This is a genomic window from Streptomyces sp. B15 (assembly GCF_018070605.1).
GTDB lineage: Bacteria > Actinomycetota > Actinomycetes > Streptomycetales > Streptomycetaceae > Streptomyces > Streptomyces smyrnaeus.
This window is the reverse complement of record NZ_JAGPXJ010000074.1, coordinates 13846-39275: the sequence shown is the minus strand read 5'-3', so window position 1 is coordinate 39275 and position 25430 is coordinate 13846. Positions and strand designations below refer to the sequence as shown.

Below are 25430 nucleotides of genomic sequence, written 5' to 3'. Positions count from 1 at the left end.
CCTCCGCGTTTCTACCACCCACCGGCCCCCGCCCTCGAACCCCCGCCCCTCCCGCTCGGCCGCTGACGCGTGCGGCACTGCCCGCCGCTGCGGTCCGGCACCGCCCTGTATCCGGCCCCTGCGTCGGAGTGAGGCGCGCCGTCCCGCCGCTGCCCGGGACGTGGGGCTGCTGATGCGGGTGCCTGTTGAGGGTCGCGCGGTTAGCGTTGAAGTGTGCCGAGCAGCGAGGCGGCGTCGGTGCCCGGTGTAGCGCTCCGTCCCACAGGCGCCGGGCCGACGGTGCTGTTGGGAGGAGTGTGGTCGGCGTGGCCCGGAACCGGCGGCTGATCCTGAGCGAACCGTCCGAGGTGTGGAGACTGCTGTCCGATGGCCACCGCTACGGGGAGTGGGTGACCGGAACCCGGCAGGTCCTGGCCGCGGACCCGCACTGGCCCGCGAAAGGCGCCCGATTGCGGGTCCGCGTCGGTGTGGGAGCCATGACCCTCGACGACACCTGTGTCGTCCGCATCTGTGAACCCCAACGCCGCCTGGAACTGGAGGCGAAGGCCGACCCCTTCGGTGCGGCCCGGATCGCGATGAATCTGATCCCCTGGGGCGACCACACCCTCTTCGTCCTCGACTGGCACCCCCTTCGGGGCCCCGGAACGAGGATGCACGGGCTCCCCGTGAACTACCTCGTCGCGGTGCGCAACGGCATGATGCTGACGAAGCTGGCCCGCATCGCCGTGCGTGAGCACGGGCGCCAGCCCGCCGGAACCGGCTGAGGTCTTGCGCTGCGGAGGGGGAGAGACGCTCGACAGCCGCGGCCCACCCGCGATCCGGACGAGAGGGCCTAGCGGCGGTCGCGGGAGTGGCCGAAGAGCAGGCGGTAGACGATCAGCAGGACGAGGGAGCCGGCGATGGCGGCGACCCACAGGGCGGGGTCGACGACATTGTTGGCTATCGGGCGGTCCAGGAAGGTGGCGGAGAGCCAGCCGCCGATGAAGGCGCCGGCGATGCCGATCAGTACGGTGCCCACGAGGCCGCCCGGGTCGCGGCCGGGCAGCAGGATCTTGGCCACCGTACCCGCGACCAGACCGAGGACGATCCAGCTCAGTACGCCGGAACGCGCCAGGTCGGAGAGCGGGTCCGAGTCCGCGTTGTCCGAGTCGGCGAGCAGGGTGAGCGGAGCGAGGTGGGCGAGCGGTGTGGCGAGCATGGGTGGGGCCTCCCCGTGGCTGATCGGTTGCGGCCCCATGATGCCTGCCGGGTCCCGCTTCGCGAGCACCCCCTTCAGCTCCCCCTCAGTGTGGCCACCGGGGCGGACGGGTGCAGAAGTGGCCGCCCAGATGTGCCTGGTCGGGGTCGGCGGGGTCCAACTCCCCGTGCTCGGCGACGAGTTTCGCCGCGAACGGCTCCGAGTCGTCGCGCGGCTCGTAGCCCAGGGCGCGGGCGGAGGTCAGGTCCCACCACAGCCGGGTGTTGGCGGAGGAGCCGTAGACGACGGTGTGGCCGACGTCCTCGGCGGTGAGCGCCGCGTGGAGGAGGCGGGCGCCGTCGGCGGGGCTGAGCCAGATCGAGAGCATCCGTACGGAGGTCGGTTCGGGGAAGCAGGAGCCGATGCGCACGGAGACGGTCTCGATGCCGTGCAGATCCCAGTAGAGCTGTGCGAGGTCCTCGCCGAAGGACTTGGACAGGCCGTAGAAGGTGTCGGGGCGGCGCGGGGTGTCCACGGGGATCAGGGCGCCGCCGCCGTCCGCCGCTCCGGTGCCGATTTCGGGGACCGGGGTGAAGCCGACCGCGTGGTTGGAGGAGGCGAAGACGACGCGGCGTACGCCCTCGGCGCGTGCCGCCTCGTAGAGCGCGTAGGTGCCCTGGATGTTGGCGCCGAGGATCTTCTCGAACGTGGACTCCAGTGAGATCCCCGCCAGATGGATGATCGCGTCCACGCCCCGTACGGCGGCGCGCAGCGCTTCGCTGTCCGCGGTGCTCAGATCCAGTACGAGCGAGTCGGGCTCGCCCTCGACGGGGCGCATGTCCAGCAGCCGCAGTGTGTAGCCGTAGGAGGGCAGCAGTTCGCGCATCAGGGTGCCGAGGCCCCCGGCGGCGCCGGTGAGCAGGACGGTGCGGGGCGCGGACTCCGCTGTGGGGCTCTCGGGCATGGTGGCGGTCTCCATCCGGTCTCTCCACGGACCCCGGGATCTCGTCACGAGGTCTCCATCCATGGACGCGGTTCATATATGGGGAGACGCTATGAAGTGCCCACACGCCCGTCAAGAGAGCCGTGCGTGGCGGGTGCCGGTCTGTTCCACGCGGCGAAGTCGGGGCCGACGTACGGGATTTCGGCCTTGACCGGTGGCGCGCTGTTGCCTTAGCGTGACCGTCGTTCAGGAATGTAGACAGCTATCAGAAGAGTGCACGGCTGGAGGGCTCTCCCGCCCGCCCGTCCAGGCCACAAGGAGCGCCGTATGCCCTCGTCCCCGTCCTCGCCCCCTCCCTCTCCGACTCCCGGTACCCCGGCACCGGGGCCGGCGCTCGCCGAGCGGCTCGACGGGCTGCTCTTCTTCCCCGTGACGGCCTTCGCCCCCGACGGCTCCCTCGATCTCGACGTCTTCCGCGCACATGTGCGGCGCGGCGTGGAGGCCGGGGCGGGGGCCGTCTTCGTGTGCTGCGGCACGGGCGAGTTCCACGCGCTGGCGCCGGAGGAGTTCAGCGCGTGCGTCACCGCGGCCGTGGCGGAGGTCGACGGCCGGGTGCCGGTGGTGGCCGGTGCCGGCTACGGGCCCGCGCTCGCCCGGGAGTTCGCCCGCCGGGCCGAGGCCGCGGGTGCCGACGGGCTGCTGGCGATGCCGCCGTATCTCGTGGTGGCCGACCAGGACGGGCTCGTGAGGCATTACACCGAGCTGGCGGACGCCACCGCGCTGCCCACCGTCGTCTACCAGCGCGACAACGCCCTCTTCACCCCCGACGCCGTGGTACGTCTCGCCCGCCACCCACGCATCATCGGTTTCAAGGACGGCCTCGGCGACCCGGACGTGCTGCAGCGCATCATCACCGCCGTTCGCGGCGCGGGCCTCGACGAGGACTTCCGGTACTTCAACGGGCTGCCCACCGCCGAGCTGACCGGACTCGCCTACCGGGGACTGGGCGTCGCCCTCTACTCGTCGGCCGTCTTCTGCTTCGCACCCGAGATCGCCCTCGCCTTCCACCGGGCGCTCGCCGCGGAGGACGAGGCGGCGGTGCGGGCGCTGCTCGACGGCTTCTACGTGCCGTTCGTCGAACTGCGCAACCAGGGCCGCGGATACGCCGTCTCGCTCGTCAAGGCAGGAGTGCGGTTGCGCGGCCTGGATGTCGGCGGGGTGCGCCCCCCGCTGTCCGACCCGCCGCCCGCGCACGTCAAGGAGTTGGGCGCGCTGCTGGAGCGGGGCCTGGAGCTGGCCGGTTCGATGCCCGGCGGCACCGCGCGGACGCAGTTCGGGGGAGGGGCGCGCTGATGCGGGCCGGCGCGTTCGTCTACCCCTGGGACGTGGTCGGTGACCCGGCAGCTCCCGAGCGCCTCGCGGCGCTGGGCATCCAGCAGGTCACCCTGGCCTCCGCCTACCACTCGACGCGCGCCCTCACCCCGCGCCACCCCCGCCACCGCATCGTCACGGCGCGGCACTCCGCCGTCCTCTATCCGCCCGACCCTGCTCGCTGGCCACCCGGCGCCCCGCGCCCCCACCCGCAGAACTGGGTCGACAGCGACGATGCGGGCGGCCCGTACGCCGAGGCGGCACGCGCGCTGACCGAGGCGGGGCTGCAGGTGCACTCCTGGGTGGTGCTCGCCCACAACTCCCGGCTGGGGGAGGAGTTTCCGCACACCAGCGTCCGCAACGCCTACGGCGACCGCTACCCGTGGGCGCCCTGCATCGCGCGTCCCGAGGTACGGGCCTACGCTGTCGCGTTGGCCGCCGAGGCGGCCGTACGCCCGGGCACCGGGACGCGCGGTACCGAACTGGAGTCCTGCGGCTGGTACGGGTTCGCCCATCTGCACGCCCACGACAAGATCGGCGGCGTGCCGCTGGACGGCGCCGCGACCGCGCTGATGTCACTGTGCTTCTGCGACGTGTGCGAGGAGGGCTACGCCGCGCTGGGCGGCGACCCGGAGCGGCTGCGGGCCGAGGTGGTGCGCGCCCTGGAGCCGGTGTGGCGGGGCGAGCGCACCGCGCCGCCGGACCGCGGGAGCGGCAGGGCGGGGGAGTGGGCGGCCGTCGAGGAACTGCTCGGCGCCCGGATGGCGGCCCTTGTGGCGCAGTGGCGGGAGGCGGCCGCCGGCCGTCTCCAGCACGAGGCGGTCGCGGCGGTACGGCAGCAGGCCGCGTCCGACCCGTTCCGGGTACTGCTGCACGCCGACCCGGCCCCGCACCGGGCGGGCGCCAACGCGGGCACCCGCCCCGCCGATGTGCTCGGCCACGCCGACGGGGTCGTCGTCCCCTGCCCCGGCGGACCCGAGGGCCGCGGCGCACGCGGCGACGCGCTCGGGCCGTTCGCCGCGCACGGCGGGCCCGGCGTGACGCTCGCCGCCAACCTCACCGTTGTCTCCGGCATGGGCGGCAGCCCGCACACGCTCGCCGACGACGCCGCGCACGCGCAGGCACTCGGCGCGACCGAGCTGCGGCTCTACCACGCCGGACTCGCCTCGGACCAGGACCTCGCAGCGGTCACCGCCGGGCTCGCACGGCAGCCGTGACGCCGCTCACCGGAGTGCGGCCGTCATCATCTTCTTGGCGATGGGGGCCGCCAGACCGTTGCCGCTGACCTCGGCACGGGCCGCGTCCGAGTCCTCCACCACGACCGCGACCGCGACCTTCTCGCCGGAGTCGGTCTCGGCCCAGGAGGTGAACCAGGCGTACGGCATCCCGCTGTTGTCGACACCGTGCTGGGCCGTGCCGGTCTTGCCGCCCACCGTGAGGCCGTCGATCTGCGCGTTGCTGCCGGTGCCCTTGTCCACCACCGTGCCCATCGCCGACCGCAGCTGCTCGGCGGTGCGCTCGCTCATCACCCGGTGCGCGTCCGGGTCCTCGTACGACTGGAGCGTGTGACCGTTGCCGTCCTGCACCCGGGAGACCATGTGCGGGTCGACCAGCTCGCCGTTGTGCGCGATGGCCTGCGAGACCATCGCCATCTGCAGCGGGGTCGCGGTGACCTCGAACTGCCCGATGCCGGACAGCCCGGTCTGCGCCTCGTCCATCTCGGTGGGGAAGTTGCTCTTGGCGGCGCGGACGGGCACGTCCTGCTTCTCGTCGTTGAAGCCGAACTTCTCGGCCTGCTCGCGCAGCTTCCCGGCTCCCAGATCGGTCGCCAGCTTGGCGAAGACGTTGTTGCAGGAGTAGCGCAGCGCCGTCCGCAGTGAGGCGTCCTCGCAGGGCGCCGACTTGTTCTCGTTCTCCAGCACCGTGGAGGTGCCCTTGAGGGTGTACGGATCGGGGCTGTCGGTCGGTTCGTCCACGGAGGAGTACAGGTCGTTCTCCAGTGCCGCCGCGGCCACCACCAGCTTGAACGTCGAGCCCGGCGGTACGGCGTGGCGCAGCGCGCGGTTGAGCATCGGCCGGTCGTCGTGCTTGCCGTTGCCGCTGCGCTCGGTCAGCTGCTCCCAGGCCGCCGTGTCGTTTGAGCCGCTGCCGCTGATCCTCGACGGGTCGAAGGAGGGGGTGCTGACGGCGCCGAGGATCTCGCCGCTGTCCGGGTCGATCGCCACCGCGGCGCCCTTCTTGTCGCCCAGCGCCCGGTACCCGGTGCGCTGTACGTCCGGGTCGATGGTGGTCAGGACGTTGCCCGGCTCCGCCTGCTCGCCGGTCAGCATCTGCAGCGGGTCCTTCAGGCGGTCGTCGGTGCCGTTGAGCACGTCCTGGTAGATGCCCTCCAACTGGGTCGCGCCGCGCACCTGGGAGGCGTAGCCGGTGACGGGCGCGTAGAGCGGACCGTCGGTGTAGGTGCGCTTGTAGCGCAGGTCACCGCCGTCCTCGGCACGCTTCGAGCCGGTGACCGGCTCGCCGCCCACATAGATGTCCCCGAACGGCTGCGCGTACTGCTCGATGGTGTTGCGTCGGTTCTTGTCGCTGTCCGCGAGGGCTTCACCGTGCATCATCTGCAGCCAGGTGAGCCGCAGCAGCAGCGCCATCACCAGCAGCAGCGTCACGGTGCCCGCACGCCTGATCGTCCTGTTCATCCCGTGGGAGAACGTGGCCGAAGGGGGCACGGGTTCCTGCTGAACGGACTTCTCAGGACATTCTCATCTCACACCGCCGTCAGCCCGGGGTGACCACACCGTGCTCGTACGCCAGGATGACCGCCTGGGTGCGGTCCCGGGCCCCCAGCTTGGCCAGCACCCCGGCGACGTGCGTCTTGGCCGTCGCCGTGCTGACGGTGAGCTGTGCGGCGATCTCCGCGTTGGTCAGCCCCTGGGCCATCAGCCGCAGCACCGCCGCCTCACGGTCGGTGAGCCGTGCGGTGAGCGCCTCGGCGCGGCGGTCCCTGGAGTGGTGGGCGGCCAGGGCGCGCACGGCGGCGGGGAACAGCAGCGACTCGCCGCGCGCCACCAGCCGGACCCCCGCGACCAGGTCCTCGGCCGTCGCACGCTTGAGCAGGAAGCCGTGGGCACCGGCCCGCAGCGCGTCGTAGACGTAGCTGTCGTTCTCGAAGGTGGTCAGGATCAGGATGCGCGGCGCGTCCTCACCCATGCTCCGCACCAGGTGCTCCGTGGCACGGATGCCGTCGACGCGCGGCATACGGACGTCCATCAGCACCACGTCCGGGCGCAGCTCGCGCACCGCGGAGACCGCCTCGTCGCCGTCGGCCGCCTCGCCCGCGAGTTCGATCCCCGGCTCGCTCGCCAGGATGGCCCGTAGCGCCGTACGGACCATGTGCTCGTCGTCCGCGAGAAGGACCCGCAGAGGTGCCGCCGTCATGGAGTGCTCTCCTGTCTCATGCTCTCCTGCCCCGTACCGTGCGCTTCCGGGCGCTGCTGCCGGCTGTCGGCGGGCGACAGCGGCAGGCGGGCCGTCAGCCGCCATACCCCGTCCTCGTTGTCCGCCCGCGCGGTGCCGCCCAGCAGCGCGGCCCGTTCGGCGATCCCGGCCAGCCCTCGACCACCCGAGGGGCGCGACCGGCCCGTGCCGCTCGCCGCGTTCTCCACGGTGACCGCCAGCAGCTCGCCCTGAGGGGAGCGCTGCCGCTCCAGCCGGACGTCCACAGCCGCGCCCGGCGCGTGCCGCAGCGCGTTGCTGAGCCCCTCCTGCACCACGCGGTAGGACTCGGCCGACACCTGGGCGTCCAGCAGCGCCAGAGGGCCCAGCGCGTCGTCGACCCGGAGACGGATGTCGGTGCCGGTGGCGCGTGAGCGGGCGACCAGCGTCTCCAGCCCGGCCGCCAGGCTGGGGCCCGCCGCCGGTGCGCTCTCCCCGGCCCGGAGCACCCCCAGGACCGCGTCCAGTTCCGCCACGGCGCCCCGGCTGGTCTCCTCGATCGCGGCCAGCGCCTCCCGTACGAACCGCGGGTCGTCGTCCAGTACCCGGCGCGCGGCGCCCGCCTGGAGCGACACCGCGCTGAGCGCGTGCCCGACCGAGTCGTGCAGCTCGCGTGCCAGCCGGTTGCGGGCCGCCAGATCGGCGGCCCGGCGCTCGGCGGCGGCGAGCCGGTCCGCGGGCGTGGGCCCCAGCAGTACGGGCGCACAGCGCGCCAGCAGGTCCCCGGACACATGCACGGCCGCGATCAGGGCCACCAGCAGCGCGACACCGGCCACCGGGGCCGTCCACAGCGCGCCGCCTTCGTGGTCCCACGGCCAGGCCCACTGTTTGCTGCGCAGGGCCGGGACGAACGGGAAGGCCAGCAGGACGGCGGCCGCCGGCGGGATCGCCAGCGAAGCGCCGCTCACCAGCCCGCCGAGGCCGATGTGCAGCGGGAACCAGACCGCCGAGCGGCGTCGGGCCGCCCACGAGCCGGCCGGCCCCAGTGCGAGCGTGCCGCCGGGGAGTTCGCACAGTGTGCGTGCCGCAGCGGACTCCAGCGCCCGTACGACGGGGAGCAGCCCGGCCAGCGCGACCAGCGGCAGGCAGAGCGCGAAGGCGAGGAACTGGGGGCCGAACCCCGAGTCGAGCAGCCGGACGCCGGGCCGCACGATGCTGATTCCCACGCTCACCAGCAGATAGAACGGCATCAGCAGCGCACCGCCCTGCAGCAGATGCACCCAGCGCAGTGCGAAGGTCCGTACCCTGCCCCGACCCGGCGGCCGTCCCGTCATGCCGTCCCCCGATGTGTGTACGCGCCCCGATGTTCGTACGCGCTCTCAGGTGTGCTGCCGCGCTGTCGCGCCGGAGACCGGGCGGGGCGTCGACAGCTGTGCCCGGTGGCGCAGCCGCGGCGCGGCCAGTGTCGCGAGCAGCAGTCCGACGAGCGTCTGGCAAGAGTAGGTCAGCAGTGCGGCGCCGGTCGTCTCCTGGCCCAGTGTCCGGCCGCCACCCGTCAGCGCCCCGAGCAGCAGCCAGCCGCCCCAGCACGCCAGCACACCGGAGCCGGTCCAGGCGGCGGCCAGCGTCGGCCACAGCCGGGCCTTGGAGCGGCGCTCGGCTCCGCCCGTACGCAGCAGCTTCGCGACTGCCGCGAGGGCGGCGAAGACGTACAGCAGGAACGTCGCATCAGTGATGCGGCTGTCCGTACTGCCGTCGGCCATCCGCACGGCGTGTCCCGCGACGCAGGGGAGCGCCACGAGCACCGCGGCGGACAAGCCGTACCGATGCCACCGGGGCGTGCTGTCCGGTTCGGTCTCGCCCAGGTGGAGCGGGGAGCGCAGCAGCGCGCCCCAGCGGTTGCGTACGTAGAGCACGAACAGCGAGCTCAAAGTGAGCGCCTGGACGGTGAAACCGGTGTAGACGAGCGTCCACACCCAGCCTTCCAGCAGCTTGTCGGCTCCACCGTCCCCGCCGCTACCGCCGGTGCTGCCGCTCAGCGCTCCGTACAGCGTCTGCAGGGGGAAGGCCACCGCGATCGGGCCGAGCAGTCCGCAGGCGATCCACAGGGGCAGTGCGAGTACCGCTGCGGGGAGCCGCCGGCCCCAGGGGCGGGTGAGAGCGAGCACGAGCACGATGACGGTGCCGTCCATGGCGACGGTCAGCGCGTTGAGGATCCACATCGTGGCGCCGCTGTCGAGAAGTCGGCTGCCTTCGGGGATGCCGAGGTGTCCGCCCGTCAGCCAGACGAGCTTCAGGACCAGATACGGCAGGCAGGCGGCCACCGCGAGGGCGGCGATGATGCTCTTGGCTCTCTCCATGGCCACCACGCTCCCCGGTCGGCCGGAGCGGCACGTCCTGCCGTACGACGAACCGCCTCGGCCACGCGGCGGAGGCGACCGCCCGCAGGGTGGAGAAGCGCCGCAGCCGGGCGGCCCTGCCCTGGGCCGCGATGTGTCAGAGCGTGCGGGTGGCGTGCATCAGCCGGTCCCTGGCGTCGAACAGCGCGTCCTTGATCATCTGCTCGTGCGCGGGTGTCAGCCGGGCCACCGGCACCGAGCAGCTGATGGCGTCCCGGGCCGGGGTCCGGTAGGGGATGGCGACGCCGAAGCAGCGCAGCCCCAGCGTGTTCTCCTCGCGGTCCACGGCGTAGCCCTGCTCGCGCACCAGTTGCAGCTCCTCGATCAGCTGCTCCCGGTCGGTGAGGGTGTGCTCGGTCAGCTGTGCCAGGGACTCCGGCAGCATCTTGCGCACCTGTTCGTCCGGGTACGTCGCCAGCAGGGCTTTGCCCAGCGACGTCGAGTGCGCGGGCAGGCGCCGGCCGACGCGGGTGAAGGGGCGCAGATAGTGCTGGGACTGGCGGGTCGCGAGGTAGACGACGTTGGTACCGTCCAGCCGTGCCAGGTGGATGGTCTCCGTGGTGTCGTCCGAGAGCCGGTCCAAGGTGGGCTTGGCCGCGGCCACCACCTCGTCGCCGTCGATGTACGAGGTCCCCACCAGCAGTGCCCGCACCCCGATCCCGTACCGGGTGCCGGTGGCGTCCGTCTCCACCCAGCCGAGGTCGACCAGCGTGCGCAGCAGCATGTAGAGGCTCGACTTGGGGTATCCGACCGCCTCCTGCACGGCGGCGAGGGTGTGCATCCCGGGTCGCCCCGCGAAGAATTCGAGCAGTTCCACCGTCCGCACGGCCGATTTGACCTGCGAACCCCCCGTCTCGGTACCCGACATCGACCTTGACCCCTCTGTTCGCGCAGACCTACAGTCCCGTAGGAATTCACCTACAGGGATATTGTTCAGCATACCGAACAAGACGGCTCGCAGGGCCAAGAAGGCTGTGTGTGACGCCTGTAGGAGATCGGTTCCGCAGGACCAGGAGGACTCCGGTGGCAGCAGCAGTACCAGTGTGGAGCGTCGACCCCCGTACCGGAAAGCAGCGGGAACGGGTCGCCGACGAGGCCACGGCGGCCGACGTGGACGCCGCCGTACGGGCCGCGCACGAGGCGCTCCCCGCGCTCGCCGACCGCACCGTCCGCGCGGCCTTCCTGCGTGCCGCCGCCAAGCGCCTCGAAGCCGACGGCGAGCGCATCGTCGCGGCAGCGGACGCCGAGAGCGCCCTGGGCGAGCCCCGGCTGACCGGCGAACTCGCGCGTACGACAGGACAGTTGCGGGCCTTCGCCGACGAGGTCGAGGAGGGCGGCTACCTCGATGTCATCATCGACCACGCCGCGCCCGACCTCACCCCGCCCCGCCCCGATCTGCGCCGCTACAAGCTGCCGATCGGTGTCGTCGCCGTCTACGCCGCCTCCAACTTCCCGCTGGCCTTCTCCGTCCCCGGCGGCGACACCGCCAGCGCACTCGCCGCCGGCTGTCCCGTCGTGGTCAAGGCCCACCCCGACCACCCCGCCACCTCCGCACTGTGCGGGGCAGCGCTGCGGGCCGCCGCCGCCGACTCGGGGCTGCCCGAAGACGTCGTCTCCGTCGTGTACGGGTTCGAGGCGGGCGTCGAACTGGTGCGGCACCCGCTGGTGTCGGCCGCGGGCTTCACCGGCTCGGTCAAGGGCGGCCGTGCCCTCTTCGACGCGGCCGCCGCCCGGCCCCGGCCCATCCCCTTCCACGGTGAACTCGGCTCCCTCAACCCGGTGGTGATCACCCGGGAGGCCGTCGCCGAGCGCGCCGAGCAGATCGGGGAGGGCCTCGGCGCCTCCATGACCCTGGGCACCGGCCAGTTCTGTGTGAAGCCCGGTCTGGTCTTCGTCCCCGAGGGTGGCGACGGCGACCGGATGCTCGACAAGCTGTCCGACGCCCTGCGCGCCACGGCCCCCGGCCATCTGCTCGACGACCGGATGCGGGAGGCGTTCTTGGCGGGCGTGGCCGAACGGTCGGCACTCGAGCGCGTCGAGGCGCCGGTCGTCGCCGGGGCCGGCGACGACGAGCGGACCGTGCGGCCCGGCCTGTTCACCGTCGCCGCCGGTGCGCTGGGCGAGGAGCACGAGCTGCTGCTGGAGGAGTGCTTCGGTCCGGTGACCGTGGTCGTCCGCTACGCGGACGACGCCGAGATCGACACCGTGCTGGGGAGGGTGCCCGGCAGCCTCACCGCCACGGTGCACCTCGGCTCCGCAGAGGCGGCCGGCGCGGAGGGCGCCGCCTCGTTGGTGGAGCGGCTCACCGCACTGGCGGGCCGGGTGCTGGTGAACGGCTGGCCCACCGGGGTCGCCGTCGCTCCGGCCCAGCACCACGGGGGGCCGTACCCGGCCACCACCTCGACCTCGACCTCCGTGGGGGCCACCGCCATCGAGCGCTGGCTGCGGCCTGTGGCCTTCCAGGACACCCCCGCGGCCCTGCTTCCGCCCGAACTGCGGGACGACAACCCCCTGGGCCTGCCGCGAAGGGTCGACGGCACCCGGGAGTGACGGAGCCCGGCGCGAAGACACCGCCCCCCGCAGCCCCCTGCCCCTGGCCTCACCGCTTCGGCGCCGGGGGCGGGGAGGACCGGGGGCGCACAATGCGGTGGACCGGGAGCACCCGCCCCCCGACACTGGGTGGATGGACCAACGCCTGCTTGCCGCCGAGTTCGACCCCGAGGTCACCTACTTCAACACCCCCTCCCACGGCCTGCTCCCCGCCCGCGCGGTAGCGGCGGTCGGCGAGGCCGCCGCCGCCATGTCCGTGGGCCGCATCGACCAGGCGGCCTACTACGCGGAGGTGGACGAGGCCCGCGCCGCCTTCGCGCGGATCGCCGGTACGACACCCGACCGTGTGGCGGCCGGCAGCGCGGTGTCCACGCACACCGGGATGATCGCCGCTTCCCTCCCGCCCGGGGCCGAAGTCCTCGCACCGCGGGACGAATTCAGCTCCGTCGTCAACCCGTTCACGGTGCGCGACGACATCACCCTGCGCACCGTGCCGCTCGCCGACCTCCCGGAGGCGGTGGAGCCCTCCACCACGCTGGTGGCCCTCAGCGCCGTGCAGTCGGCGGACGGGCGCATCGCCGACCTGCCCGCCGTCCGGTCGGCGGCCCGCGCCGCCGGCGCACGTGTACTGCTGGATGTGACGCAGGCGGCCGGCTGGCTGCCGTTCAGCGCTGACGACTACGACTACGTGGTGTGCGGCGCCTACAAGTGGCTGCTGTGTCCGCGCGGCGCCTCGTTCCTTGTCGTCTCCTCCCAGGCCCAACAGGCGCGGGCGGTGCTGCCGCTGCATGCGGGGTGGGTGGCGGGGGCCTCGCCCTGGGAGGACTGCTACGGGCCCATCGCGCGGCTCGCACCGGACGCGCGCGCGTACGCGGAGTCGGTGCCCTTCCTGCCGTATCTGGGTGCCGTGCGCTCGCTCGCGCTGATCGAGGAGTTGGGCGGGCCGGAGGCGATCGGGGCGCACGACCGGGCGCTGGCCGACCGCTTCCGCAAGGGAGTCGCGCAGCTCGGCGGCGGACACGAGCCGGTGCCGGGGGACTCGGCCATCGTCGCGGTGCCCGGACTCGGGCACGCCGTGGACCGGCTCGCCGACGCCGGGGTGTCGGTCTCGGAGCGCAACGGCAATCTGCGCGCGGGCTTCCACGTCCACAACACCGAGGCGGACGTGGACCGGCTGCTCGATCTGCTCGCGGGCTGAGAGCGCGGCACGGGGGCGGAGCCGCGTACGGCTCCGCCCCCGCCTCAGTGGGACACCGTCCGGGTCACTTCACGGGTGTGAAGTCCCGCGCCCCGACGAACTCGGGGCGGCGGACCGGCGCGGCGAAGGGTTCCACCGCCTCGTTCTCGACGCTGTTGAAGACGATGAACACGTTGCTCCGCGGGTACGGAGTGATGTTGTCACCGCTTCCATGCATGCAGTTGCAGTCGAACCAGGTCGCCGAGCCGGGCTTGCCGGTGAACAGCTTGATGCTGTGTGCTTCGGCGAACTTGGTCAGGGACTCATCGGTCGGTGTCCCCGCGTCCTGCATCTGCAGCGACTTCTTGTAGTTGTCCTTCGGCGTCTCGCCCGCACAGCCGAGGAAGGTCTTGTGCGACCCCGGCATGATCATCAAGCCGCCGTTGGTGTCGTAGTTCTCCGTCAGCGCGATCGAGACCGACACGGTCCGCATCCGGGGCAGACCGTCCTCCGCGTGCCAGGTCTCGAAGTCAGAGTGCCAGTAGAACCCTGTGGCGCCGAAGCCCGGCTTGACGTTGATCCGGGACTGGTGGACGTAGACGTCCGAGCCCAGGATCTGCCGTGCCCTGCCCACGACGCGCGGGTCCCGCACCAGCTGTGCGAAGACCTCGCTGATCTTGTGCACCTCGAACACGGACCGGATCTCCTGCGACTTCGGCTCGACGATCGAGCGTTCGTCCGCACGCATCTCCGGATCCGAGGTGAGCCGTTCCAGTTCCGCGCGCAGCACATCGACCTCGTCGGGTCCGATGAGCTGGTCGATGGCGAGGAACCCGTCCCGCTCGAAGCCCGCCAGGTCCGCGGCCTCGATGGGCCCCGGCGTACCCGGTTCGGACCACACGACGGGGTCCATCCGCGGGATGGCCACCTCGGTGGTCCCGCGAGTCGGGTACAGGTCGGCGGTGCGCTCGGGTGCGGTGGTCATGGAAGTGCCTTCCTCTCCTCTCGTACGGCCCTGTTCACTTGGCGAAACGGCCGAGACGGCCGAAGTGGACCGGCGAACGGTCCCCCAATCACGGCGGGGCTGTGCCTCAGCGTGGCATGGCTGTGCCTCAGCGTGTCAGCACGTCGGCGCTTCGGCGCGACGGTGCTGCGGCGCGTCGCCGCTCAGCCCTCGGTTCAGCCGTCGTCAGGCTCGGTGAGCAGCGGGTAGACGCCGTTCTCGTCGTGGTCCTCCCGGCCGGTGACCGGCGGGTTGAAGACGCACACGCAGCGGAAGTCGGTCTTCGGGCGCATCGTGTGCTTCTCGTGCCCGTCGAGCAGGTACATCGTGCCGGGGGAGATCCAGTGCTTCTCGCCGGTCTCGTCGTTGGTCAGTTCCGCCTCGCCCTCGACGCAGAGCACGGCCTCGATGTGGTTGGCGTACCACATCGACGTCTCGGTGCCCGCGTAGAGAACCGTTTCGTGCAGGGAGAAGCCCACCTTCTCCTTCGCGAGAACGATGCGCTTGCTCTCCCAGGTGCCCGACGCCGCCTTGACGTGTCGGTCGGTGTTCTCGATGTCCTTGAAGGAACGAACGATCACGGTCTGATGGTGCCTTTCTCTGTGTCGCCTATGGAAGAGGCCTTTTGTTGTCCATTTCGGACAAAACTGCTTCCACAGGTGTCCATTACGGAAAGTGGCCCGTCCCGGCTGAGACAGCCGGGACGGGCCACGTCTTGTGGGTCAGGCGGTCTCGCGGACAGCCCGCGCCAGGATCCGCAGGCCCTCGTCCAACTCCTCGGGGGAGATGGTCAGCGAGGGCAGGAGTTTGACGACCTCGCTCTGCGGACCGGAGGTCTCGATGAGCAGCCCCAGCTCGAAGGCGCGCTTGGCCACGGCGTTGGCACGGCTCTTGTTGTGGAACTCCAGGCCCCACACCAGGCCGCGGCCGCGGTGGTCGGCCACGTCCTCGGAGTGCTCCTCGGCGATGGCCTTGAGCTGGGCCTCGACCTGCTCGCCGCGGGAGAGGGTCTGCTTCTCCATCTGGCCGTCGGCCCAGTAGGTCTGCAGGGCCGCGGTGGCGGTGACGAAGGCCGGGTTGTTGCCGCGGAAGGTGCCGTTGTGCTCGCCCGGCTCCCAGATGTCCAGCTCCGGCTTGAACAGGGTGAGCGCCAGCGGCATCCCGTAGCCGCCGATCGACTTCGACAGCGTGATGATGTCCGGCTTGATGCCCGCCTCCTCGAAGGAGAAGAAGGCGCCGGTGCGGCCGCAGCCCATCTGGATGTCGTCGACGATCAGCAGCATGTCGTGCCGCTCGCACAGGTCGGACAGGGCGCGCAGCCACTCGGCGCGGGCGACGTTGATGCCGCCCTCGCCCTGCACCGTCTCGACGATGACGGCCGCGGGCTTGTTGAGCCCGGAGCCCTGGTCCTCCAGGAGCCGCTCGAACCAGACGAAGTCCTCGGTGGTGCCGTTGAGGTAGTCGTCGAACGGCATCGGGGTGCCGTGCACCAGCGGGATGCCGGCGCCGGCGCGCTTGAAGGCGTTACCGGTGACCGCGAGCGAGCCCAGCGACATGCCGTGGAAGGCGTTGGTGAACGAGACGATCGACTCGCGGCCCTTGACCTTGCGGGCCAGCTTCAGCGCCGCCTCCACCGCGTTGGTGCCGGTCGGCCCCGGGAACATCACCTTGTGGTTCATCCCGCGCGGCTTGAGGACCAGCTCCTGGAACGTCTCCAGGAACGCACGCTTGGCGCTGGTGGACATGTCGAGCCCGTGCACGACGCCGTCGCGCTCCAGGTAGTCCAGGAGGGCCCGTTTGAGCACCGGGTTGTTGTGGCCGTAGTTGAGGGTGCCCGCTCCGGCGAAGAAGTCGAGGTAGGTGTGGCCGTCCTCGTCGTACATGTGCGCGCCCTGCGCCCGGTCGAAGACGGTCGGCCAGCCACGGCAGTAGCTGCGCACCTCCGACTCCACGGTTTCGAAGACGCTGAGGTCCGGCTGGGTGATGGTCACAGCTTGCTCCTGGAGTGAGTCGCGTGGGGAAGAAAAGTCTGGTTATGGGCGGTCGGCGACGGTGCCTACCCGCGGGTGTGCGGCCGTATACGTCAGCGCTTCGATGCGCCGGGAAACACGACCGGACCGATCCGGTACAGCACTTCCGGCAGGTGGCCGTCCTCGGGGAAGAGGGCGGCGTCGAACAGCACGTCCTTGGCGACCGCGGCCGAGTGGCGCTGCGCGTAGGAGGTGAACAGCCGGTTGGAGGGGGTGTTGTCCGGGGTGACCGTGGTCTCGACGGTGTCGATGCCGTACTCGTCGGCGACGCGGAGCGTCAGCCCGTCCAGCATCGCCGCCGCGAGCCCGCGGCCCCGGGCCGCCTCGTCCACGGCGACCTGCCAGACGAGGAGGGTGCCCGGCTGCTGCGGACGGATGTAGCCGGTGATGAAACCGACCGGCTCGCCCGCGCCGTCCCTGGCGACCACCGAGGTCGCGGCGAAGTCGCGGCACCACAGCAGGTAGCTGTACGAGGAGTTCAGATCGAGGGTCTTCGAGTCGCGGGCGATGCGCCAGATCGCGGCTCCGTCGTCCACACGGGGTGTGTCGAGCTTCAGTCCCTCCGGCATTTCGAGAAAGTCTCTATGGGCACGTGCATGGTCTGCTTGTGCGGCGGTCATGCGAATTCAATTTACCCAGCAGAATCTGAAACTGCACGGGGGAAAGGGGTTACACGGAAGGGGGGACCTGTGTTATCGCGCGCGGGCGGGCGGGCGCGCTGGACCGTCGCGTTCGGCCCCTGCTTAAGCGGACATGTCCGTGTATAGCAGTCGACTTGTTGAGTGCGTCACAGTCCGATAACGTCCTTGTGAACCGCCGGAGATTAGTGCGGCGAAGCTGCGACGAAGCTAACGAAATCTTAGCGTTTGAGCTGGCGGAAAGCGGGCAGAAGAATACGGGCGACTACACCCGAAAAGCTCCCTGGATTGCATCGTAAAGCCGGAGCTTACGGCGTGTCTGCGTTTTCGCCGATCTCTTTCTTCGCTTTCGTGCCCACCGGCGTTCACCCGGCGGCCGTCCGCGGCTGCGCCGGGCCGGGAACGCTCCCTGGACGCCGCCCTGTGACGCACTCGTACAGTGCGGGCATGAGCGAGTGCGCGAGTCTGCATATCAAGGGGCGGGTGCTGGTCGGGCCCGAGGACGTACGGGACGAACTGTGGGTGGTGGACGGGCGCGTCACCTATGAGCGGCCGGCCCGGGGCGGCGGCGAGCCCACCGAGCTGACCGGCTGGGTGCTGCCGGGCCTGGTGGACGCGCACTGCCATGTCGGACTGGACGCGCACGGCCCCGTGGACGACTCGACCAGCGAGAAGCAGGCGCTCACCGACCGGGAGGCGGGCGCGCTGCTGCTGCGCGACGCCGGGTCGCCCTCCGACACCCGCTGGATCGACGAGAGGGACGACCTGCCCCGCATCATCCGCGCCGGCCGCCACATCGCCCGTACACGCCGCTACATCCGCAACTACGCACACGAGATCGAGCCCGGCGACCTGGCGGCGTACGTGCGCCGCGAGGCGCGACGAGGCGACGGCTGGGTCAAGCTCGTCGGCGACTGGATCGACCGGGACAAGGGCGATCTGAGCTCCTGCTGGCCGCGCTGGGCCGTCGAGGAGGCCATCGCGGCGGCCCATGAGGAGGGTGCCCGGGTGACCGCGCACTGCTTCGCCGAGGACTCGCTGCCGGATCTGGTGGAGTCCGGCATCGACTGCGTCGAGCACGCCACCGGGCTGACGGAGGAGACCATCCCGCTGCTCGCCGAGCGCGGCGTCGCCATCGTGCCCACCCTGGTCAACATCGCCACCTTCCCGACCCTCGCGGCGGGCGGCGAGGGGAAGTTCCCCCGCTGGGCCTCCCACATGCGCGAGCTGCACGCCCGCCGCTACGACACCGTGCGCGCCGCCTGGGAGGCGGGCATCCCCGTCTTCACCGGCACCGACGCCGGCGGGTCCCTGGCGCACGGGCTCGTCGGCCAGGAGGTCGGCGAACTGGTCAAGGCGGGCATACCGGTACTGGACGCGCTCTCCGCCGCCACCTGGGGTGCCCGCAGCTGGCTGGGACGCCCGGCCCTGTCCGAGGGCGCCCCCGCGGACTTCGTTGTTTATGAGACCGACCCACGGGCGGATGTGCGCGTGCTCGAGGCTCCGAGCCATGTGGTGTTGCGGGGCCGTGTCGTGCGGTGACGGGGAGGGGGTGCCCCTTGGCGTAGTTCGCGGTCTGCGGGTGCTCCCCCAGCCTTCGGCCGGGCGGTACCCCCAGTGGCCGCTCGCGCAGTTCCCCGCGCCCCTGACGGGGCGCGTCTGCCCTGCGCCTGCTGTGCTTGGGGGGGTCTGCTCCCCCAAGCTCTTCGAGCAGGGGGTACCCCCAGGCGCAGGGCTGGCAAGCGCAGCCCCCATGCGGGCCACAGGTACGGCAACCTGGAGACATGAGGCCAACGGCACGCACCTTGCTGTCCCAGGTAGCGAGTGGGTTCACGGAGTTCGACCCGCCCAAGGATCGGCCCTCGACAGCGGACGGCCCTCTGGGGTGGCCCGGATATGACGAGATGCGCGCGAGAGCGCAGGACCGCACCGGGGAAACGGAATCCGTGGTGTGCGGCACGGGAAGGATCGGCGGGACCGACGCCGTCCTGCTCGGCTTCGAGTTCGGCTACCTCGGCGGCTCGCTGGGGGAGCGCACGGGCGACCGCATCGAGGCGGCCCACACCAGGGCGCGCGAGCTGCGGCTGCCCGTCGTCACGCTGGTGGCCACCGGCGGCAGCCGGATGCAGGAGGGCATGCGCGCCCTCGTCCAGCTCCAGCGGGTGGCCCGGCAGACCGCGCTGACCGCCGCCGCCGGGCTGCCGCAGCTGGCGGTCGTCCGCGACCCGACGACGGGCGGCGGGTGGGCCACCCTCGCCGCGGGAGCCGACGTGGTGCTCGGCCTGCCCGGCGCACAGGCCGCCTTCGCCGGCTCGCGGGTACGGCCCCCCGAGGCCGATCCCGCCGCGTACACCGTCGAGGCCCAGCACGCCGCCGGCCACATCGACCGGATCGTACCGGAAGCCGAACTTCCCACGGCGCTCTCCCGCTGGCTCACCCTGCTGGGCGGGAGCGCCGACCGGCCCCAGCGGCCCGAACCCGTCCCGGTGCCGTACGCGCTGCCCGGTCCGACCGCCTGCGGCCGACTGCCCGACAGCGGCCCGGAAGCCGTCGCGCGGGCCCGTGCGGCGGGCCGCCCCCGTGCCGCCGCCTACCTGGACGCCTTCCTCACCGGCCGCGAGGAGATCGGCGGCGACCGCTGCTCGGGCACCGACGCGGGCGTGCTGTGCGGGTTCGGGCTGCACGAGGGCCGTGCGGTCGCCTACGCGGCGCAGTGCGGCACACCGACCCGCCCGGCCGGCTACCGCACCGTCGCCCGCCTCGTCCGGATGGCCGGACGGCTGCGCATCCCCGTCCTCACCCTGATCGACACGCCCGGTGCCGCCAATGGGCCGGAGGACGAGCGGGCGGGCGCGGGCCCCGCCATCGCCGAGGTGTTCACCGCCGTCGCCGAGGCCACCGTCCCGATCACCTCGCTGCTCATCGGCGAGGGCGGCTCGGGCGGCGCCCTCGCACTGGCCGCCCCCGGCCGACTGTGGGTCACCCCGGACAGTTACTTCTCCGTCATCGCGCCGGAGGCGGCCGCCGCCATCCTCAAACGGGACCCCGACCAGGTGCCCCGGACCGCCGAGGAGCTGCGGCTGCGCCCCCAGGACGCCGTCGAGCTGGATGTGGCACGGGGGGTGGTGGAAACGGCACACGGCGCGGCGAGGACACCCGGCGTCCCCCGGCCGGAGCTCCGGCCCGACGAGGAATAGCGGGCGCGCGGCGGTGGTTCGAGCGGACATGCTCGTAGAGATCTGGTCGGACATCGCCTGCCCCTGGTGCTACATAGGCAAGGCCCGTTTCGAGAAGGGCCTGGCGGCCTTCGCCCACCGCGACGAGGTGGAGGTGGTGCACCGTTCCTTCGAGCTCGACCCGAACGCGGGCGCGCCTACCGGGCTGCCGGTCACCCGGCTGCTGGCGGACAAGTACGGTCTGACGCCCGAGCAGGCCCGGGCGGCCGAGGCGCGGGTCGCCGAGGCCGCGCACGCGGAGGGCCTGGGCTATGCGTCAGGGCGCCTAATGAACGGCTCCACGTTCGCGCTGCACCGCCTGTTGCACCACGCCGCGCGGCAGGGCCCCGCGGCGCACGCCGCGCTGCTGGACGCCTTCTACCGCGCCAACTTCGCCGACCTGCGGCCCCTCGGCGAACCGGAGACCGTCGTCTCGGTCGCCACCGGTGCCGGACTCGACGAGGCCGAGGTGCGCCGGGTGCTCGCCGACGAGGACGCCTACGCCGAGGACGTGCGCGCCGACGAGCGCGAGGCCGCGGCGCTCGGCGCCACCGGGGTGCCGTTCTTCGTGCTGGACCGCCGCTTCGGTGTCTCCGGCGGACAGCCCGCCGAGGTCTTCACCCAGGCGCTGGAGCAGGCGTATGCGGCGGCGGGCGGGCTGGTCCGGGTGGCGGCGGCTGCCGGCACACCCGGACCGGACGGGGCAGCGGCATGTGACGATGGAACGTGCGAGGTGCCCGCCCAGCGTACGGAGGACGCGCCGTGACCGAACGCAAGCCGCCGGGAGTCAGCTTCGAGAGCTGGGCGGACCGGCAGATCCGGGAGGCCGAGGAGCGCGGCGAGTTCGCCAACCTCCCCGGCGCCGGCAAGCCGCTGCCCGGCCTCGACAAGCCGTACACCGAACAGTGGTGGGTCGAGCGCAAGATGCGCGACGAGAACCTGACCTACCTGCCGCCCTCCCTCGCCCTCCGCAAGGAGGCGCAGGAGGCCCGCGAGCGGGCCGCCCAGGCGCGTTCGGAGGCCGAGGTGCGCTCGATCCTGAAGGAGATCAACGCCAGGATCGACGAGGCGATCCGCCACCCCTTGGAGGGCCCGCCGCACCGGCTGGTCCCGTTCGATGTGGAGAGCGCTGTGCGGGAATGGCGTTCGGATCGATCCCGCCGGTAGGAGTCACCGCTCGCCGCGCGCCATCGAGAACAGGTGCTCCAGCACCTTTCCTTCGCTGACGCGCAGCCCGTCGTGCTCCCACTCGCCGGTCAGCCAGGTGCGGACGCGGGGCACGGCGCGTGCGGTCTGCAGCGAGTGGTCGCGGTCGACGTACATGTCGTCGTCGTAGACCGCCGCGTAGACGGGCACCTCGTTGCCGGCCAGTCGCTCGGTGTCGTACAGGTCCGGCCAGTCGCTCCGTTCGGCCAGCAGGTGCGCCGCCTCGCGCAGCGGCACCAGCGCCGGGTCGAGGTCGAACATCCAGGGGTAGATCATCTCCCCGGTCAGCAGCACCGGTTCGCCGGCCGCCAGCGCACGCTCCGCGTCGAACTGCGGGAACTCCTCCCGCACCCGCTGCGCCGCCCACCGGGTGCCCTCGGCACTGACCGAGCGCTGCGCGAAGATCGGTTCGTGCAGCGCGGCGAACAGCGGACTGGCCGCCAGCGAGACCTGCGCCCGTACACCCTCCAGGAACGTGTCCGAGAGCTCAGGTCCGGCGGCGCCGCTGATCCACGCGCTCTCCAGCAGGTAGTGCAGCGTGTGGGAGCCGGAGCCCTGACCCAGCAGCAGACCCAGGTACTGGAACCGCTCCACCGTCAGCGGGCTCCCGTCCGGCAGCCGCACCTCGTGCTCCGCCAGGTGGGCGGCGATCCGCCGTACCGTCTCCACATCCTGCGGGTAGCGCGCGTAGTGCGCCGCGTTCTTGGCCGCGACCCGGGGATAGGACGCGCGGTAGACGTCCTCCGCACTGGTGCGCAGCCCCGGCAGGCCGCCCGTCACGAAAGCCTCCTGGACGCCCTCCGGAGCCAGTGAGAGGTAGGTCAGCGTGCAGAAGCCGCCGAAGCTCTGCCCCAGCGTCGACCACCGTGTCCCCTCGCCCAGCAGCCGTTCGCGTATCAGCTCCGCGTCACGCACGATCGAGTCCGCTCGGAAGTGCGCCAGATGGTCGGCTTGTTGTGCCGGTGTGCCGCGCGCCGCGAGGGACTGCCGGTTGGCGGGTGTGGAGCGGCCGGTGCCGCGCTGGTCGAGCAGCAGCACCCGGTGGTGCCGCAGCGCGACGCGGAGCCAGTCGGCCGGGCCGACCGGGCGGGGCGACCCGTTGCCGGGCCCGCCCTGGAGGAACAGCAGCCACGGCAGCTGCTCGCCCTCCCGCTCGGCTGCGACCACCTCCCGGGCGAACACCTCGATCTGTTCGCCGTCCGGACGCGCGTGGTCGAGCGGTACGGGGAAGAAGTGGTCGGTCAGCACGGTGCCGTGGTGCCGCAGTGTGGTGGGCATAGGGGTCGTTCCTCCTGTGGTGGTGACGGCGCGGGACCGGTCAACGCCCGCCGGGGGCGTGAGGCGCATCCAGCGTCTCCAGCGCTCGGTGCAGTGCGGCGATGAACCGGTCGGTCGTGGCCCGGTCCCGTACCGCCATCCGGAACCACTCCGGGCCCAGCCCCGGGAAGGTGTCCCCGCGCCGTACGGCGAAGCCCAGTGCGCGCAGCCGGTCCCGCAGCGCTGCCGCATGCGGGTGTCCCACCAGCAGGAACGGTCCCTCAGGCGTGGGCGTCGCCTCACTCAGTCCTGCCGTGTGCAACTGTGCCAGCTGCTTGCGCAGATGGTCACGGTCCGCCGCGAACTGCCGGGCGGCGGCCTGTGCTTCCTCCAGCGCGTCCGGCGTGCTGCACACCTGGGCCGCCACCAGCGCCGGGGCCGAGACGGGCCACAGCGGCTGCTGGTGCGCCAGTGTCCGCACCGTCTGCGGGTCGCTCAGCACATGGCCGACGCGCAGTCCGGCCAGGCCCCAGGTCTTGGTGAGGCTGCGCAGTACGACCGTCCGCCCCGGCAGCTGTCCCAGCAGCGGCACCAGCGACTCCCGCTCGCCCGGTACGGCGTCCACGAACGCCTCGTCGACGACGAGCGTGCGGCCCGGGCGGGCGAGCTGGGCCAGGGCCGCGGCGGGGTGCAGCACGGAGGTCGGGTTGGTGGGATTGCCCACCACCACCAGATCCGCCTCGGGCGGTACGGCGCCGACGTCCAGCCCGAAGCCGTCCTCGGGCCGCAGCAGCACCCGCTCCACCCGGTGGCCCGCGTCGCGCAGCGCCGCCTCCGGTTCGGTGAACTGCGGGTGCACCACGACCGGGCGGCGCGCCGGAAGGGCCCGGGCGAGCAGGACGAACGCCTCCGCGGCGCCTGCCGTCAGCAGCACCTGGTCCGGCGGCAGCCCGTGCCGCTCGGCCACCGCCCGGCGGGCGGGACCGCTGTCCGGATAGGCGGCCAGCGTCGCCAGCGAGGCCGCCAGCCGCTCGCGCAGCCACGCCGGGGGAGTGCCGGTACGGACGTTGACGGCGAGGTCGGTCAACCCGCTGCCGGCGCCGCGTACCTCCGCGTCCCCGTGGTGCCGCAGCGCGTCGTCCGCGGGGCTTCCGTACGCGTTCACAACTCCCTCCCGGGAACGGCGATGGCGGCCACAGCGGCGGTGGCGCGCACCGGAGCGCCTGCCGCCGGCCGCGCTCTGGTCTTGGGCACCAGCAGCACCGGAGCGCCTCCCTGCACCGTCGTCCCGCTGCCCCCGCCGCTGGCCAGCAGCGCCGCAGCCTCGGCGACGGAGGGCGTGCCCACAGCCGTACGGGAGAAGTCCGAGGGGTGCGGCACCCGAACGCGGGCCAGCGTCCGGGCGTCGTAGGCGATCAGCGGCAAGCCCAGCTTGCGTGCCGCCAGCAGCAGCCCCGGCTCCTCGGCCCGCGCCTGGACGGTCGCCAGCGCCGCCGCCTCGCCCGCCGCCGGCCTCGCGGCCCGCAGCACGTCATCCACCAGCCCCAGCACCTCTTCGGCCGTCACACCGGCACAGGTGCCCACCCCGACGGTGACGAGCCGGGGCCCCGGCCCCGCTTCCGCGCCGAACGGACTCATGCCGTCTTCCCCGCTTCGTCCCCCGTCGCGCTCCCCGCCGCCCACCGCTCGGCACACCGCGCCACGAACCGCGCCGCCATCCGGGGCGCCGCCGCCCAGTGCACATGCAGATAGGAGGCGTGCACATTGCCCTGGACGAAACCGTCCGTACGGCGCTCGGGCCGCACCAGCCCCCAGGCGGGCACCTGCCCCGCGCCCGGCAGCAACTCGGTGCGGTGGAACTCGTGGCCCCGCACGCGGGTGCCCGCCTCGGCGAGGGCGCTGTCCGCGACGGCCACCGCCTCGCGGTAGCCCAGGGTCAGCCGCTCCGCCATCCGCCCGTGCGCGTCGAGGACGCCGCACATCGGCTTGCCGTCCAGCTCCTGTGCCAGATACAGCAGCCCGGCGCACTCGGCCGCGACCGGCCCGCCGAAGGCCGCGATCTGTCTGCGCAGGGGGCGATTTTCGGCCAACTCCGGAGCGTATACCTCCGGGAAACCGCCGCCGATCACGAGCCCGGCCGTGCCGTGCGGCAGCGCCTCGTCCCGCAGCGGGTCGAAACCGACGACCTCGGCACCCGAGGCACGCAGCAGCTCGGCGTGCTCGGCGTACGAGAAGGTGAACGCCTCACCGCCGGCCACCGCCACCCGCGGCGCGCGGGACACCGGCTCGGCGCCCACCTCGGCGCCCGGGTCCCACGCCTGGTCGGGCAGCGGCGGAGCCTGCCGCGCCAGCGCCAGCAGCGCCTCCAGGTCGCACCCTTCGCGCACCCGCTCAGCGAGTGCCGCCACCGACTCCACGGCCTCCGCGCGCCGCTCGGCCACCGGCACCAGCCCCAGGTGCCGGGAGGGCGCGCGCACCACCTTCGTACGGCGCAGCACGCCGAGCACCGGCACCCCCGAGCCGTCCAGCGCCTCGCGCAGCAGCTCCTCGTGCCGGTCGGAACCCACCTTGTTCAGCACCACGCCCGCGACCCGCACCTCGGGGTCCCAGGAGGCGAATCCGTGCACCAGCGCGGCCACCGAGCGCGACTGCGACGACGCGTCGACCACCAGCACCACCGGGGCGCGCAGCAGCTTGGCGACATGTGCGGTCGACGCCAGCTCGCCCTGTCCGGCGGCCCCGTCGTACAGCCCCATCACGCCCTCGACCACCGCCAGATCCGCTCCGGCGGCGGCGTGCCCCAGCAGCGGCGCGATCCGCTCGGGACCGCACAGATACGCGTCCAGGTTGCGCCCCGGACGGCCGGTCGCCAGCGCGTGGTAGCCGGGGTCGATGTAGTCGGGGCCGACCTTGTGCGGGGAGACGGCCAGCCCGCGCCCGGCGAACGCGGCCATCAGCCCGGTCGCCACCGTCGTCTTGCCGCTCCCGGAGGACGGCGCGGCGACCACCAGACGCGGTACCCGGATCACGCG

General features: G+C 72.5%; 24 protein-coding genes. 9 read left to right on the top strand and 15 right to left on the bottom strand.

Annotated features, from left to right (window positions below; all coding sequences use genetic code 11):
* The first annotated feature begins 305 nt into the window (after positions 1-305).
* On the top strand, positions 306-764 hold the full coding sequence (locus KBY19_RS26985; protein ID WP_099886378.1) for an SRPBCC family protein: 459 nt from the start codon (positions 306-308) through the stop codon (positions 762-764).
* Positions 765-832: 68 nt separating this feature from the next.
* Here the strand turns inward: KBY19_RS26985 and KBY19_RS26980 are convergent, their stop codons facing one another.
* Together KBY19_RS26980 and KBY19_RS26975 are read right to left on the bottom strand one after the other, a co-directional pair.
* On the bottom strand, positions 833-1114 hold the full coding sequence (locus KBY19_RS26980; protein ID WP_245225218.1) for a GlsB/YeaQ/YmgE family stress response membrane protein: 282 nt from the start codon (positions 1112-1114) through the stop codon (positions 833-835).
* A gap of 169 nt (positions 1115-1283) precedes the next feature.
* A complete protein-coding gene (locus KBY19_RS26975; protein ID WP_185019341.1) occupies positions 1284-2141 on the bottom strand; it encodes an NAD(P)-dependent oxidoreductase in 858 nt (285 codons plus the stop codon).
* Positions 2142-2447: 306 nt separating this feature from the next.
* Here KBY19_RS26975 and KBY19_RS26970 point away from each other — a divergent pair, with 306 nt between their 5' ends.
* Together KBY19_RS26970 and KBY19_RS26965 are read left to right on the top strand one after the other, a co-directional pair.
* Complete coding sequence (locus tag KBY19_RS26970) at positions 2448-3473, top strand: 5-dehydro-4-deoxyglucarate dehydratase (RefSeq protein ID WP_185016499.1); 1026 nt, start codon at positions 2448-2450, stop codon at positions 3471-3473.
* Positions 3473-4708, top strand: coding sequence for a hypothetical protein (locus KBY19_RS26965; protein ID WP_099879419.1), 1236 nt, complete (start codon positions 3473-3475; stop codon positions 4706-4708). The genes KBY19_RS26970 and KBY19_RS26965 overlap by 1 nt, the downstream gene beginning before the upstream one ends.
* Before the next feature lie 6 nt (positions 4709-4714).
* Here KBY19_RS26965 and KBY19_RS26960 read toward each other — a convergent pair whose 3' ends face one another.
* The 5 genes from KBY19_RS26960 to KBY19_RS26940 all read right to left on the bottom strand — a co-directional run bounded on the left by KBY19_RS26960 (position 4715) and on the right by KBY19_RS26940 (position 10190).
* Entirely contained in the window at positions 4715-6187 is a 1473-nt protein-coding gene (locus tag KBY19_RS26960; RefSeq protein ID WP_210956133.1) for a penicillin-binding transpeptidase domain-containing protein, read from the bottom strand.
* Between the two features lie 79 nt (positions 6188-6266).
* Positions 6267-6926 carry a response regulator transcription factor gene (locus tag KBY19_RS26955; RefSeq protein ID WP_099879415.1) on the bottom strand — a complete coding sequence of 220 codons (660 nt, stop codon included), beginning with the start codon at positions 6924-6926 and terminating at the stop codon, positions 6267-6269.
* Positions 6923-8257 carry a sensor histidine kinase gene (locus KBY19_RS26950; RefSeq protein ID WP_099879413.1) on the bottom strand — a complete coding sequence of 445 codons (1335 nt, stop codon included), beginning with the start codon at positions 8255-8257 and terminating at the stop codon, positions 6923-6925. Before KBY19_RS26950 ends, KBY19_RS26955 begins: the two co-directional genes overlap by 4 nt.
* A 45-nt stretch (positions 8258-8302) precedes the next feature.
* Complete coding sequence (locus tag KBY19_RS26945; protein ID WP_210966870.1) at positions 8303-9283, bottom strand: hypothetical protein; 981 nt, start codon at positions 9281-9283, stop codon at positions 8303-8305.
* Positions 9284-9419: 136 nt separating this feature from the next.
* Positions 9420-10190, bottom strand: a complete 771-nt coding sequence (locus KBY19_RS26940) for an IclR family transcriptional regulator (RefSeq protein ID WP_185016496.1) — start codon at positions 10188-10190, stop codon at positions 9420-9422.
* Positions 10191-10345: 155 nt separating this feature from the next.
* Between KBY19_RS26940 and KBY19_RS26935 the strand changes: the two genes are divergently transcribed.
* Together KBY19_RS26935 and KBY19_RS26930 are read left to right on the top strand one after the other, a co-directional pair.
* On the top strand, positions 10346-11872 hold the full coding sequence (locus KBY19_RS26935) for an aldehyde dehydrogenase (NADP(+)) (RefSeq protein ID WP_099879409.1): 1527 nt from the start codon (positions 10346-10348) through the stop codon (positions 11870-11872).
* 133 nt (positions 11873-12005) lie between these two features.
* On the top strand, positions 12006-13070 hold the full coding sequence (locus tag KBY19_RS26930; protein ID WP_099879407.1) for an aminotransferase class V-fold PLP-dependent enzyme: 1065 nt from the start codon (positions 12006-12008) through the stop codon (positions 13068-13070).
* Between the two features lie 64 nt (positions 13071-13134).
* Here the strand turns inward: KBY19_RS26930 and thpD are convergent, their stop codons facing one another.
* The 4 genes from thpD to ectA form a co-directional block, all read right to left on the bottom strand.
* Positions 13135-14034 (bottom strand): ectoine hydroxylase, encoded by a 900-nt coding sequence (gene thpD, locus KBY19_RS26925; RefSeq protein ID WP_099879405.1) that lies wholly within the window; start codon positions 14032-14034, stop codon positions 13135-13137.
* 194 nt (positions 14035-14228) lie between these two features.
* On the bottom strand, positions 14229-14633 hold the full coding sequence (locus tag KBY19_RS26920) for an ectoine synthase (RefSeq protein ID WP_210966869.1): 405 nt from the start codon (positions 14631-14633) through the stop codon (positions 14229-14231).
* 141 nt (positions 14634-14774) lie between these two features.
* The gene (ectB, locus tag KBY19_RS26915; RefSeq protein ID WP_099879401.1) at positions 14775-16043 is read right to left on the bottom strand and encodes a diaminobutyrate--2-oxoglutarate transaminase; all 1269 of its coding nucleotides are present in this window, start codon (positions 16041-16043) and stop codon (positions 14775-14777) included.
* Between the two features lie 92 nt (positions 16044-16135).
* Complete coding sequence (gene ectA, locus KBY19_RS26910; RefSeq protein WP_099879399.1) at positions 16136-16651, bottom strand: diaminobutyrate acetyltransferase; 516 nt, start codon at positions 16649-16651, stop codon at positions 16136-16138.
* Positions 16652-17167: 516 nt separating this feature from the next.
* Between ectA and KBY19_RS26905 the strand changes: the two genes are divergently transcribed.
* From KBY19_RS26905 to KBY19_RS26890, 4 genes are all read left to right on the top strand, one after another.
* The gene (locus KBY19_RS26905; RefSeq protein WP_099879397.1) at positions 17168-18262 is read left to right on the top strand and encodes an amidohydrolase family protein; all 1095 of its coding nucleotides are present in this window, start codon (positions 17168-17170) and stop codon (positions 18260-18262) included.
* 242 nt (positions 18263-18504) lie between these two features.
* Positions 18505-19917: a carboxyl transferase domain-containing protein gene (locus tag KBY19_RS26900; RefSeq protein WP_210966868.1), complete on the top strand. Its 1413-nt coding sequence runs from the start codon at positions 18505-18507 to the stop codon at positions 19915-19917.
* A gap of 28 nt (positions 19918-19945) precedes the next feature.
* Complete coding sequence (locus KBY19_RS26895; RefSeq protein ID WP_210966867.1) at positions 19946-20701, top strand: DsbA family oxidoreductase; 756 nt, start codon at positions 19946-19948, stop codon at positions 20699-20701.
* Entirely contained in the window at positions 20698-21102 is a 405-nt protein-coding gene (locus tag KBY19_RS26890) for a DUF1992 domain-containing protein (RefSeq protein WP_210966866.1), read from the top strand. Before KBY19_RS26895 ends, KBY19_RS26890 begins: the two co-directional genes overlap by 4 nt.
* 3 nt (positions 21103-21105) lie before the next feature.
* Here the strand turns inward: KBY19_RS26890 and KBY19_RS26885 are convergent, their stop codons facing one another.
* From KBY19_RS26885 to KBY19_RS26870, 4 genes are read right to left on the bottom strand one after another with little or no spacing between them, the layout of a single operon-like run.
* Complete coding sequence (locus KBY19_RS26885) at positions 21106-22419, bottom strand: alpha/beta fold hydrolase (protein WP_099879389.1); 1314 nt, start codon at positions 22417-22419, stop codon at positions 21106-21108.
* A 40-nt stretch (positions 22420-22459) separates the two neighbouring features.
* Positions 22460-23563 (bottom strand): Rv2231c family pyridoxal phosphate-dependent protein CobC, encoded by a 1104-nt coding sequence (gene cobC, locus KBY19_RS26880; protein WP_210966865.1) that lies wholly within the window; start codon positions 23561-23563, stop codon positions 22460-22462.
* The gene (locus tag KBY19_RS26875; RefSeq protein WP_099879385.1) at positions 23560-24036 is read right to left on the bottom strand and encodes a cobalamin biosynthesis protein; all 477 of its coding nucleotides are present in this window, start codon (positions 24034-24036) and stop codon (positions 23560-23562) included. The genes cobC and KBY19_RS26875 overlap by 4 nt, the downstream gene beginning before the upstream one ends.
* Positions 24033-25427, bottom strand: coding sequence for a cobyrinate a,c-diamide synthase (locus tag KBY19_RS26870; RefSeq protein ID WP_185016492.1), 1395 nt, complete (start codon positions 25425-25427; stop codon positions 24033-24035). The genes KBY19_RS26875 and KBY19_RS26870 overlap by 4 nt, the downstream gene beginning before the upstream one ends.
* Between the last annotated feature and the right edge of the window lie 3 nt (positions 25428-25430).